Here is a 12,498-nt window from a genome sequence, read left to right as displayed (position 1 = left end):
TCCGGTACGACTACAGAGGAAGCTGGGCGGCGCAGGAGGAGTAGCCCAGCCACTCCCAGACGACGGAGGTGCTCGCCGAGGCGCCGGTCTCCGGCAGGGCCACCGCGTCGCGGACGGCGTGCACCTCCAGCAGGTCGGACACCTCCAGGTCGGCCAGGTTGAGGTCTTCGAGGTCGGCCAGCGTGGCCGCCATGTCCGGCATGGTCACTCCATTCTCCGAAGGCGTTGCTCCCGAAGCGGTGCGCTCGGGGAGCAACACGGACAGTGGGAGTGACGCTAGTCGTTTCCGACCGCGCGTTGCCCGTCCGACCGCCCAGTGACCGGTGGCCGTCCGACGGATGTCGAATGTGGACGCGGTGGCCGTATGGTCCCGCGCTCCGGTGCGCGGGTCCCGTTGTGGTGGACGCCGGCACCCAGCGCCTCCCGAAATCCTGCAGCCCAGCCGCGGTGCGGCGAGCCCGACCGGCGGGATTGTTCGCGTCGCCGGAATGCCGCCGGAACCGGGGTCGCGGACCCGGGTCGTTGCGACACGTGCCGATTGGCCAGAGATGTCGCGGGCGGCTCTGGTCAGCAAAAATCCACTTGACTCATATATAGCGATCGATGCCTCTGGTGCGGTACTGCTGTTCATTGACAACAGGAACACCTAGCAAACGGAGGCGTGCCATGCTGACAACTCGTCGTGCCCTCGCGGCGGCCGGCGCAGCGCTGCTGCTGGTGGCGGCTGTGCTGATCGTCGTGGTGGGGAACCACCGCACCGCCGAATCGGAGCGGGCGACGCTGGCGGCAGCGGCGGCCGGCCCGGCCGCGCCGGCGCCGTCGGACGAGCGCCTCCGTGAGGTCCTGCTGCCCAAGGCCGACCACCCCGCGGGTACCGAGCTCGTGGAGATGTCGTTGGCCGACGCGGGCAAGTTGTTCGAACCCGACGCCGACGTCACCGTCTCGCCGGTGGCCTGCCTGGGCTCCCTGCAACTGGCGATCGGCGAGCAGAGTCGGGCCGCCGGCGGCTGGATCCAGGTCGGCAGCCGGCGCGACGTGGACAAGGGCACCACGGGCAGGTTCACCGCGACCGTCGAGGAACTGCCCGAGGGGCTGGATCTCGCCCGGCTCCGCGAGGCCGCGGGCACCTGCACGTCCGGCAGCATGACCTGGCGGTCGCTGAAGGTCGGCGCCAGGATCACCCTGGCCGAGGTGTCCGTGCCGGCCCTGGACGGCGCCGCGACGTACGGGCTGCAGTCGACCATCACGTTCACCGGCCTGACGCAGCTGCAGTTCGACCAGCTCGTCGCGGACAGTTGCTCGATCGAGGCGGCGTCGGCCGTCGTGGCGGTCGGCTGGACCTGCGACGAGGGCGCGGGAACCGTCACGGCGATCAACCAGCCCGCCGGGGACTTCACTGTGCGGCAGTACCAGCTCTACGTGGCCCGCGGAAGCCACTACCTGGAGATCTGCGAACCGGACCTGGCCACGGCGATCTCGATGTCGGAGACGCTGTACGGCCGGTTGCGCTCAATCGTCAAGTGACATCCGATCGACTACCTGGGTGCGTAGACCGGCGGCTCGTCCCCGGTCGGGGACGAGCCGCGAGGTCCGCCTCGCCGGCCCCGGCCGGGTCGAGGCCGGGGTCGACCGGGTCGATGCGCAGGAGGGCGTCGAGCAGGTCCAGGACGGTCATGGCTGGTCCGCCAGCCGGAGTACGGCGTTGGCGAGGACGTCGGTGCCGTTGCCGCAGGCGGTGGGGGTGGAGTACTCGCGGGGCGTATGGCTGATGCCGCCGCGTTCCGTAGATCTCCAGGAGGTCCGACTGATCGACCTCAGCGGCCGACGTCGAAGGAAGCCACTCTCTCGGCGAGCCAGCTCACGTCGGCGCCGCTCGCAACCTCGACCGGCTCGGATGCGCGGCAGAAGACCCGCCCTCCCGCGGCCACGCCGTCGAGCCGCATCGAACTGTTGCTCACCCGCAGCCAGGTGCCCTCGCGCATGGCGAGTACCGGGACGTCGTTCTCCTCGAGGAACTGTGTGAGCCGCTCCTCCCGGGTCTCACCCTGGTGCGTCGAGGCCGGGTCCGGGTCGAGGTAGTGGGGGTTGATCTGGAAGGGCACGAGGCCGAAGGTCTCGAAGGACGGCGGTTGGACGATCGGCATGTCGTTCGTCGTACGCAGGCTCGGCGTCGCGACGTTGGTGCCGGCACTCGACCCGATGTAGGGCATGCCCTCGGACACCCGGGTGCGCACGACGCTGATCAGGTCGAGCTCGTGGATCGCCTTGACGAGACGGAAGGTGTTGCCGCCGCCGACGAAGACCGCCTCGGCGGTGGCGACGAGGTCGCGTGGCGTGCCCTCGTGCGCTCCCCGGACGGTGATGCCGAGTGGCTCCATGGCCCGACGGACCGTGTCGGTGTAGCCGTCGTGGTCCGCCAGTGCGAAGGGGACGAACACGATGGAGCGCCGGCCGTCGAGCGCCTGGAGGATCGCGTCGCGCGCATGCTCCAGATAGGCCCGGCCCGGGGCCGTCGAGTTGGACAGGAGCAGGAGGTTCTGGTGGCCCTGGGTCATGGTGTCTCCTCGATGCGGCCGGTCCGGCTGGTCGGCGCGGCGTTCAGTGGGATCGGACCGTCGTGGTCTGCCGGGCTGCGGCGGCCGAGTTCGCCCGGTTGTCGAGCAGCGCGGACAGTTGCTCCGCGGCGGCCTGTAGTGCGGGCAGGTGGTCCCGGATGTCGTCCGGACGCGCCGGATACTTGCTCTCGCCGAGGCTGAGCGAGCCGACGGGCCGCCCTCTGAGCATGATGGGAACGGCGAGCGCCCTGGTGGCGTAGTCGTATTCGCCCTCCGAGTAGGCGTAGCCCTGCGCAACGGTCTCGACGAAGAGCCGTTCGACCTCGTGCTCGCCGACCTTCGTCAGCTCCGTGAAGGTCGCGAAGACGCGACCGGAGATGAGGGCGCGTCGTTCGTTGCTGTCGAGGAAGGCGAAGTAGCCGCGGGAGGTGGCTCCCGCGTTGGCCGGGTACAACTCGCCGACGAGCGGATGACTGCGCAGCGGTTCGCCGCCGTTGACGGCGGCGACGCAACGGACGTGAAGCCCGTCCGGGACGGCGAAGATGGCGGTGCGATCGGTCTGGAAGGCGAGCGGCTCGACCACCCGCTGGGCCAGGGCGGCCAGCCCTCCCGTGCGCTCCCAGACGGCGGCCATCCGCCACATCGTCGGCCCGAGGCTGTAGCGCCGGGTCACCGGATCGGCGTTGAGGAAGCCGCGCGCGGCGAGCGCGGCAAGGATCCGCTGTGCGGTCGACTTGTCGATGGCGAAGGCTTCGGCAAGCTCCATGACGCCCCAGTCGCGACGCCGCTCGGTGAACGACAGAAGGACCTCCAGGGCGCGGTCCACGGTCTGGAGCGGCGAGCGGGGGCGGGCGCCGTTGTCTGACATGGGTCCTCCGGGATGGGTGGGACGTGTGTGAACCTACCGCACTCCGATCCGGTTCGAGATGCCCTCTCATATACAGAGAAGGTATTGCGCAGGGGTGCGGGGCGGACGAATCCTGGGTGGCGCCGAGACCAGGTCAGACCCAACAAAGCGCAGATTGGAGGTGGCCGTGAACCACGTGGTGCGACGAGTCCTCGCGATGATCCCGGCGCTCCTCGGTGTCGTGCTCTGCATCTTCCTTCTCACGCGCGTCCTGCCCGGTGACCCGGCCCGGACGCTCGCCGGGGAGCAGGCTGACCCGGCGACCGTCGAGAAGATCCGTGCCGAGATGGGCCTCGACCAGCCACTGGTCGCCCAGTTCGTCTCCTACGTGCGCGGCCTCTTCGCCGGAGACTTCGGCTTCGCCTGGCACACCGGGCAGCCCGTCCTCACGGACTTCGCCTCCCGGCTGCCGGCGACGGTCGAGCTCGCCATCGTGGCGATCCTCATCTCGCTGCTCGTGGGGGTCCCGATCGGTGTCATCAGCGCGACGCGCCGCGACCGGCCCATCGACCACGCCAGCCGCATCTTTTCGCTGGTCGGGGCGTCGATGCCGCTCTTCTGGCTCGCCCTCATCGTGATCTTCGTCTTCTACAACAAGCTCGGGTGGGAGCCGGCCCCGCTGGGCCGCATCGCCCAGGACGTGAACCCGCCGACGTCGATCACGGGGCTCTACGTCCTCGACTCGCTCCTGACCGGTGACCTTGTCGCGCTCAAGTCGTCGCTGGCCCACATCATCTGGCCGGCCATGTGCCTCGCGACCGGGAGCACGGCGATCATCGCCCGGATGACCCGGTCCGAGATGCTCGAGGTGATCAACCAGGACTACGTCCGCACCGCTCGCTCCAAGGGCCTGCCGCCGGTCAAGGTCATCCTCAAGCACGCGCTGAAGAACGCCGCCCCCGTCATCGTGACCGTCGTCGGCCTCCAGTTCGGCCAACTCCTCGGTGGCGCGGTCATCACCGAGACGGTCTTCAGCTGGCCCGGCATCGGGGCCTACGTCGTCCAGTCCGTGCTCGCGACCGACTATGCGCCGGTCCAGGCCTTCACCCTGCTCGCCGCGGTCATCTACCTGACGGTCAACCTCTGCGTCGATCTGTTCAACGGCCGCCTGGACCCGAGGATCGAGAATGCCTGACACCACCGTGTCCGCCACCGCGAAGGGCCGCAGGGTCGCGTCGTCCGACCGGGCGGGGTCGAGGCCCACGACCGCTTGGCGCCTCCTGGTCCGCAACCGCCTGGCGATGGTCGGTCTCGTCTTCATCGCGATCTGGACCATCGGCGCTCTCGTGGCCGACCTGCTGCCGTACTCGCCCACCGAGACCGGAGCCGGGGGGCTTCTCGAACCCCCCTCCGGCGCACACCTCTTCGGCACGGACAACTTCGGCCGCGACATCCTCGCCCGGGTTCTCGCCGGCGGGCGCATCTCGCTCTGGACCGGGCTCATCGCCGTCGGGATCTCGCTTCTCGTCGGTGTGCCGATCGGTGCCATCTCCGGCTTCGTCGGCGGCGCGGTGAGCGCGGTGCTCATGCGGGTGATGGATGTGCTCCTCGCCTTCCCGTCGCTCGTGCTGGCCATGGCGATCGCCGCCGCCCTCGGCCCGGGCCTGGCGAGCGCGATGGTCGCCGTGGGCGTCGTCGGCATCCCCGAGTTCGCCCGCATCGTCTACAGCCAGACCCGATCGCTCCGTGAGCGTGACTTCGTCGAGGCGGGGCGCGCCCTAGGTCTGCGTGATCGGACGATCCTCATCCGGCACATCGTCCCGAACACCGTCGCCCCGATCCTCGTCCGAGCGACCCTCGGCATGGGTTACGCGATCCTCACGGCCGCCTCACTCAGCTTCATCGGCCTCGGCGCGCAGCCGCCGACGCCGGAATGGGGCGTCATGATCTCGGACGGCCGTGGCTACATCATCAGCGGCGAGTGGTGGATGACCGTCTTCCCCGGTATCGCCATCGCCACCTCGATTCTCGGCTTCAACCTGATCGGCGACGGCCTTCGCGACGTCCTCGACCCACGCCTGCGGACGAGCCGATGACCCGGCGCGGACCTGCCACGGACGCCAGCCCATCCGCCCACCCCAACCCCCACCCTGACCTGAAGGAGAACAGCGTGAAGCGCAGCGCCACCCTGGCCGCCGCGGTCGCCGTCATCTTCGTCGCAGCCGGCTGTGGAGCCAACGCCAACCAGGGCGACTCCTCGCGGGCCGATGGGACCGCCAAGGACACCCTCGTCGCCGCCTACTCCGAAGGCGGCAAGACCCTCAACCCCGCCGAGGCCAACGACGTCACCTCCGACACGTTCGTCGTGGCCGCCTACGACCAACTGGTCACGTACGACCGCACGACGGTCGACGGCAAGCCGACCGCCAAGACGGACACGATCGTGCCGATGCTGGCCGAGTCGTGGAAGGTGAGCACCGACTCGAAGAGCTACACCTTCACCATGCGGCCGGGCGTGACGTTCGAGGACGGCTCGGCGCTCGACTCCGACGACGTCGTCAAGACGTTCGACTTCGTCAAGAAGTCGAGTTCGGCGAGCTTCCTGTACGGCATGGCCGGCATCGACACCGTGACCGCGGTCGACTCGCGGACGGTGAAGATCGACCTCAAGGCGCCGAACCACCTCTTCCTCCAGATCCTGCCGATGTACTCGTTCTCGATCATCAACATCGACAAGGTCAACGCCGAGGGCGGCAGCAAGTGGCTCGACACGCACACCGCGGGCTCCGGCCCCTACCGGCTGACGAAGTGGGACCCGGCGACCGAGGCCGTGCTCGAGCGTAACGACACCTACTGGGGCGAGAAGCCGGCCCTGCGCAAGATCAACACGAAGTTCATCGGCGAGGCGAGCAACCGCGTGCAGCTCCTCACCAAGGGCGAGGTCGACATCGCGCTCGAGGTGCCGGCGAAGGACGTCGACACGCTGTCGAAGCAGTCCGGCGTCGCCATCGACTCCCGGGCCAGCAACAAGATCCTCTTCTTCGGGATGAACAACGCCGTCAAGCCGTTCGACAACCCGAAGGTCCGTCAGGCCGTCTCGTACGCGATCCCGTACGACAAGCTCATCAGCGACGTCATGAAGGGCCAGGCGTCGCCCATGCGCTCGTCCGTGGCCAGCTCGACCCCGGGCTTCACCGACGCCGGCTTTGTCTACTCGTACGACCTCGACAAGGCGAAGGCGCTCCTCGCGGAGGCCGGCTACCCCAACGGCTTCAGCTTCGACTTCACCCTCGGCAGCGGCTTCGAGGACTGGTCGGACGACGCCGTGCTCATCCAGGCCGAGCTGGCGAAGATCGGCGTGACGATGAACATCAACAAGATGGCGCGCCCGCAGTTCCTCGAGGCGCTCGCCACGAAGAAGGTGCAGGCCTACATCAGCCGCTGGACCTCCTTCGTCAACGACCCGGGCTACCACCTCGGCCTCCTGCTGACGAGCGACGGCACGAGCAACTACGTCAACTTCAACAGCCCCGAGGTCGACAACCTCTGGAAGCAGGCCTCGACCGAGACGGACCAGAACGTCCGGAACGATCTGTACGGCAAGGCGCAGGAGATCATCAACACCCAGGCGCCGTGGGCGTACCTGTACGAGTACAACATCGTCGTCGCGCAGCGGGCGGGCGTGCAGGGGTACACGTCGTACCCCGACGGGATCATCCGCTTCTTCCAGCTGAGCAACAAGGGCTGACGCCGAGGAGAGACGTGCCGCCGGGCCCGCCGCCATCCCGACGCGCCCGGCGGCCGCCTCCTCCGCACCACCGCGAATTCGACTCCCCGCAGGCGAACACGACACCTGGAGCCCGACTTGACCACGACATCCCCCGCCTGGGAGACCCGGGTCCTCGACGAGATCGAGCGCACTCAAGACGAACTGCTGACGCTCGCCGGAGACCTCATCCGGATCCCGAGCGAGAACCCTCCGGGGGACTGCACGGACGTCGGCACCTTCATCGCCGACCACCTGCGCGCCCACGGCCTCGACCCCGAGGTCCACGACGCGGGCGATGGTCGCCTCAGCATCGTCGTCCACCGTGCCGCGAGCAACGCCGCGGTGGACGGCGATCCCACGACGGCGCGCCACCTGGTGCTCGCCGGCCACACCGACGTCGTCCCCGTCGGTGACCTCAACCGCTGGACGTTTCCCCCCTTCGCGGGTGACATCGTCGACGGTTACCTCCGCGGTCGCGGGGCGAGCGACATGAAGGCCGGTCTCGCCGGCGTCATCCACACGCTCGTCGTCCTCCACCGCCTCGGCGTCCCGCTCGCCGGCAAGCTGTCGCTCGCGGCGGTCCCCGACGAGGAGCAGGGCGGCTCGCGCGGGGCGGACTGGCTCCTCGACCAGGGCGTCCTCGACGGCGCGACCGGCGCGATCATCGCCGAGCCCGCCGAACGCACGCACCCGACGATCGGCCAGAAGGGCAGCAACTGGTTCCGTATGACGATCGACGGCATGCCGGGGCACGGCAGCCTCCAGCCGTTGCACGGCGTCAGCGCGAATCTCCTCGCGGCCAGGGCCGTCATCGCGCTGCAGCAGCTCTGGGACATGAAGCCGTCGGCGCCCGAGGACGTGCACGACCTCATCGAGAGGTCCAAGACGTTCGCCGAGGAGCGCGAGGGCTACGGTCCCGGCATCGGTGCCGTCTTCGAGCGCGTCACCGTCAACATCGGCACGATCCACGGCGGCACCTCCTCCAACGTCGTCGCGGACCGGTGCGTCGTCGACGTCGACACCCGCGTGCCGATCGGGTTGTCGCGGGCCGAGGTCCTCGCCCGGGTCGACGAGCTGCTCGCCGAGGCGGGCATCGAGGCGACGATCGAGCCGATCGGCTTCCGCAGCGAGCCGAACTGGACGCTGCCGAGCGACCCCGTCGTCGCCGAACTCGTCGCGGCCCTACGCGAACTGACCGGGGACCCCACCGCGGAGGGTGTGCTCCAGTGGGCGTCCTCCGACGCCCGCACCTTCCGCAGCCACGGCATCCCCGTGCTCCAGTACGGGCCGGCAGAGCTGGCCACCATCCACGGCTTCGACGAGAGGGCACCCGTCGCCGACGTCGTCCTCGCCGCGAAGACCTACGCCCTGACCACCCTCCGGTACCTCGGCGTCGCCGAGACCGCTGTCGAAAGCGAATGATCGTGCTGTCCCACGTCCTCACGGCCCTCGACCTCCTCGACCGTCCCGACGCGTCGGGCAAGCTCGTCGCCGAGCACCTGCGCACCCTCGGCGACGACGCCTGCTCGATCACCGTCGAGACGGTGGCGGGCGAGCGCGGCTCGACCGACTTCCTCCGCGTCACCGTCCCGGGCAGCCGCGGCAGGACCGTCGGCGGCGACGCCCCGACGCTCGGTGTCGTCGGGCGCCTCGGCGGCCTCGGCGCCCGCCCGGAACTCATCGGCTACGTGTCCGACGGTGACGGGGCCACCGCCGCCGTCGCCACGGCCGCCAAGCTCCTCGCGATGCACGCCCGCGGCGACATCCTGCCCGGCGACGTGGTCATCTCGACGCACATCTGCCCCGACGCGCCGACCCGCCCACACGACCCCGTGCCCTTCATGGACTCGCCCGTCGACATCACCGCGATGAACGAGCACGAGGTCACCTCGGAGATGGACGCCGTCCTGTCCATCGACACCACGAAGGGCAACCGCCTCATCAACCACCGCGGCATCGCGATCTCCCCGACGGTCCGCGCCGGCTACATCCTCCCCGCGAGCGCCGACCTCGTCAGCGTCCTGGAGACCGTGTCGGGGGAGCCAGCCGTCGTCTTTCCGCTGTCGACGCAGGACATCACGCCGTACGGCAACGGCCTGCACCACCTCAACTCGATCCTCCAGCCGGCCGTCGCGACGGCCGCGCCCGTCGTCGGTGTCGCCATCACCACGGTGACGCCCGTCGCCGGCTGCGCGACCGGCGCGAGCCACGAGGTCGACATCGCACTGGCCGCGCGCTTCGCCGTCGAGGTCGCCAAGGGCTTCACCGCGGGTGCGGTGTCCTTCCACGACGAGGCCCAGGCGGCGCTCCTCGAGAGCCTCTACGGCCCGGCCACCCACCTGCAGACGAGCGGGAAGACCCCCGCGCACGCCTGAGCGGGCGCGCGGGACCGAGCCCAGCGGCATACGGAACAAGGAGCACGGACATGGCTGAGACCCTGCTGTCGATCGAGAACCTGTCGATCCGGATCGACACGTCGCGCGGCCCGATCCACCCGGTCCGGGGCCTCGACCTGACCATCGCGCGCGGCGAGATGGTCGGGCTGGTCGGCGAGTCGGGGTCGGGCAAGAGCGTCACCGCCATGTCGATCACGGGACTGCTGCCGGCGCGGCAGGCGCACGTCACCGGCGGGCACATCCGCCTCGACGGGCGCGACCTCGCCGCGCTGTCGGACCGGCAGATGCGCAGGATCCGCGGCAAGGACATCGCGACGATCTTCCAGGAGCCGATGACCGCGCTCAACCCGGTCTTCACGATCCGTGACCAGCTCACCGAACCGTTGCGCCAGCACATGCGCCTCGGCCGACGGCAGGCGGCGGACCGAGCGGGCCAACTGCTCGACATGGTGGGGATCCGCAACACCGCCCGCGTCCTCGCCGGGTACCCGCACGAGTTGTCCGGTGGAATGCGCCAGCGAGTCATGATCGCCATGGCCATGGCGTGTGAGCCGAAGCTGCTCATCGCCGACGAGCCGACGACCGCGCTCGACGTCACGACCCAGTTGCAGATCCTCGACCTCATCATGGACCTGCAGGAGCAGCACGGGACGGCGGTCCTGCTCATCACGCACGACCTCGGCGTCGTCGCCCAGACCTGCCAGCGGGTCGCCGTGATGTACGGCGGTGAACTACAGGAGACGGCGCCGACGGAGCAGCTTTTCGCCGCGCCGCAGGCCGACTACACGAAGCGGCTGCTCAGCTTCATCCCCTCCGCCAACGAGCAGGTCATCGAGGCGGTCGAGGCGCTCGCCGAGGAAAGCGTGGCGCCCGACGGCTCGGGGCCGGTTCGTGGCGAGGCAGGCACGGACGCCTCCACGGCATCCGACGACGACGCTCCGGTGCTGCTCGAGGTCACCGACCTGACGAAGATCTTCACCGGGCGACGCCGCCGTCTGGGACGTACGGTCGATGCCGTCAAAGCCGTCGACGGCGTGTCCTTCCGGGTCCGCCGTGGCCGCACGCTCGCCATCGTGGGCGAGTCCGGTTCGGGCAAGTCGACGACCGGTCGGGCCCTGCTGCGCCTGCACGAGCCGACGTCGGGGGCGGTGACCTTCAACGGGGCCGACCTCCTCGCGGCGAGTGACGACGAGTTGCGTCGCCTCCGCTCCGAGATGCAGATCGTCTTCCAGGACACGTACGCCTCGCTCGACCCGCGGTGGACGATCCACCGGGCCCTCGCCGAGCCGCTGCGGCTGCACACGGACCTTGACGACGCGGCGATCCGCGCCCGCATCGTCGACGTCCTCGAGACGGTCGGCCTGCGGGAGGAGGACATCGACCGCTTCCCGCACGAGTTCTCCGGGGGTCAGCGCCAGCGGATCGGCATCGCACGGGCCCTCATCCTCAACCCGAGCCTCGTCGTCTGCGACGAGCCCGTGTCGGCACTCGACGTGTCGGTTCAGGCCCAGGTGCTCGACCTCATGAAGCGGTTGCAGCGGGACCTCGGGCTCACGTACGTCTTCATCTCGCACGATCTGTCCGTCGTCGAGATGATGGCCGACGAGATCGTCGTCATGAGCCAGGGCCGCGTCGTCGAGCAGGGCAGTGTCGAGCAGATCTTCACGGCGCCCCAGCACCCCTACACCAAGGCGCTCCTCGCTGCGATCCCGATCGCCGACCCCACCGCGCGGGTCGACCGGGCCGTGCGGCGCCGCATCGTCGAGCGTGGCATCGCGGCTGCCGACCTGCCCGAGAAGGAGGTGGCGTGACGCACGAACCGGCTGGGGGCGGGGCGCGCAGCGCGAGGCCGACGCTCGGTCTGGTCACGATCGGCCAGGCCCCCCGCGTCGACCTGATCCCCGATGTCGAGGCTGCCCTCTCCGGCGTCGACTGGGTCGAACACGGCGCGTTGGACCTTCTCGACGCGGAAGGCATCGCCCGGCTCGAACCACGCGGCGGAGAACGTACCCTTGTTTCACGCCTGCGGGACGGTTCGCGCGTCCGCCTCGGCGCGACGAGCATCGCCGCGGCGCTCGACGGCGCTCTCCGGCGCTGCGTAGCCGATCACTGCGGGGTCGTCCTCGTGCTGTGCACCGGCCGCGTCGAGCACGGTCCGGCGTCGGTGCCGGTGCTCCACGCGGAGGACCTCGCCCACGACCTCATGGTGCGGCTCGTCGGTGAGGGGCGGTTGGGTGTCCTGTGCCCCGTGCCGGAGCAGTTGCCGGACATCCGGCAGCGGTGGGAGGGGCGCCTGGGCCGCCCGGTCGTCGCGGCAGCGGTGGACCCCTACACGGCTGGCCTCGACGAGGTGGCGGCCGCCGGACGAAGGGTCACCGCGGGCGGAGCCGACGTGGTCTTTCTCGACTGCATCGGCTACACGGGGGAGCAGCGGGACGTGCTCGCCGCCGAGGGCATCCGAGCCGAGACCGCCCGCCACCTCGCGGTGACGGGCGCGGTGGGTCTCCTGTCGTCGCACGCCGACCAGGAGCGTTCGCCGGGTTGGTGACCCGACAGGGGCGGCCGGGGAGCCCTCCTCCGAATGCGGTGAGGTCGGGCAGACCCGTCAGACCCGTGAACGATCGAGGTTGATCCACAGTCGGTTCCGGCCCACGCCGCCGGCATTCGGTCTGCGATTGGCGCTCACCGATCGACTACGAACGATCAACTGCCTGCCCGGGTGCTGATCTGCTTCGTGACGTTGCCGTGGATCAGTCGCGCCTGGCGCCACCCGGATTCGGTTTCGCGCGCGCCGGCGCAGCGGGCCGGAAGGTCCGGCAGTCGGCCTCGGAACCGCACCCGCAGGGCGCGGTCGACCAGGAGCACGCCCCGGCCGGGCCGCGCCTCGGCCACTCGGCTGAGTCCGGGAGTCCATCGCGGGGTCACTCCACA

11 protein-coding genes are annotated in these 12,498 nt (G+C 69.9%); 8 read left to right on the top strand and 3 right to left on the bottom strand.

The window, feature by feature from the left end; translation table 11 throughout:
- Nucleotides 1–10: 10 nt before the first annotated feature.
- Nucleotides 11–202, bottom strand: a complete 192-nt coding sequence (locus ABT006_RS21130; RefSeq protein WP_350708790.1) for a thiopeptide-type bacteriocin — start codon at nt 200–202, stop codon at nt 11–13.
- Nucleotides 203–666: 464 nt separating this feature from the next.
- Between ABT006_RS21130 and ABT006_RS21125 the strand changes: the two genes are divergently transcribed.
- Complete coding sequence (locus ABT006_RS21125) at nt 667–1,524, top strand: hypothetical protein (RefSeq protein WP_350708788.1); 858 nt, start codon at nt 667–669, stop codon at nt 1,522–1,524.
- A gap of 290 nt (nt 1,525–1,814) precedes the next feature.
- On the opposite strand, the gene pepE is transcribed toward ABT006_RS21125, so the two are convergent.
- Together pepE and ABT006_RS21115 are read right to left on the bottom strand one after the other, a co-directional pair.
- Entirely contained in the window at nt 1,815–2,555 is a 741-nt protein-coding gene (gene pepE / locus ABT006_RS21120; RefSeq protein ID WP_350708786.1) for a dipeptidase PepE, read from the bottom strand.
- 43 nt (nt 2,556–2,598) lie between these two features.
- Entirely contained in the window at nt 2,599–3,423 is an 825-nt protein-coding gene (locus tag ABT006_RS21115; protein ID WP_350708784.1) for an IclR family transcriptional regulator, read from the bottom strand.
- Between the two features lie 166 nt (nt 3,424–3,589).
- Between ABT006_RS21115 and ABT006_RS21110 the strand changes: the two genes are divergently transcribed.
- From ABT006_RS21110 to ABT006_RS21080, 7 genes are all read left to right on the top strand, one after another.
- Complete coding sequence (locus ABT006_RS21110) at nt 3,590–4,597, top strand: ABC transporter permease (protein WP_350708782.1); 1,008 nt, start codon at nt 3,590–3,592, stop codon at nt 4,595–4,597.
- Nucleotides 4,590–5,498 carry an ABC transporter permease gene (locus ABT006_RS21105; protein ID WP_466022744.1) on the top strand — a complete coding sequence of 303 codons (909 nt, stop codon included), beginning with the start codon at nt 4,590–4,592 and terminating at the stop codon, nt 5,496–5,498. Before ABT006_RS21110 ends, ABT006_RS21105 begins: the two co-directional genes overlap by 8 nt.
- A 74-nt stretch (nt 5,499–5,572) precedes the next feature.
- Entirely contained in the window at nt 5,573–7,150 is a 1,578-nt protein-coding gene (locus ABT006_RS21100; protein ID WP_350708780.1) for an ABC transporter substrate-binding protein, read from the top strand.
- A gap of 117 nt (nt 7,151–7,267) precedes the next feature.
- A complete protein-coding gene (locus ABT006_RS21095; RefSeq protein ID WP_350708778.1) occupies nt 7,268–8,593 on the top strand; it encodes a M20 family metallopeptidase in 1,326 nt (441 codons plus the stop codon).
- Nucleotides 8,590–9,546 carry a DUF1177 domain-containing protein gene (locus tag ABT006_RS21090; RefSeq protein WP_350708776.1) on the top strand — a complete coding sequence of 319 codons (957 nt, stop codon included), beginning with the start codon at nt 8,590–8,592 and terminating at the stop codon, nt 9,544–9,546. The genes ABT006_RS21095 and ABT006_RS21090 overlap by 4 nt, the downstream gene beginning before the upstream one ends.
- Nucleotides 9,547–9,596: 50 nt before the next feature.
- Nucleotides 9,597–11,378, top strand: coding sequence for an ABC transporter ATP-binding protein (locus ABT006_RS21085; protein ID WP_350708774.1), 1,782 nt, complete (start codon nt 9,597–9,599; stop codon nt 11,376–11,378).
- Nucleotides 11,375–12,115: an AroM family protein gene (locus ABT006_RS21080; RefSeq protein ID WP_350708772.1), complete on the top strand. Its 741-nt coding sequence runs from the start codon at nt 11,375–11,377 to the stop codon at nt 12,113–12,115. The genes ABT006_RS21085 and ABT006_RS21080 overlap by 4 nt, the downstream gene beginning before the upstream one ends.
- Nucleotides 12,116–12,498: the final 383 nt, after the last annotated feature.

This window comes from Micromonospora sp. NPDC002717 (genome assembly GCF_040295705.1).
Classification (GTDB): Bacteria; Actinomycetota; Actinomycetes; order Mycobacteriales; family Micromonosporaceae; genus Micromonospora.
This window is presented reverse-complemented; position numbering and strand designations above follow the sequence as displayed.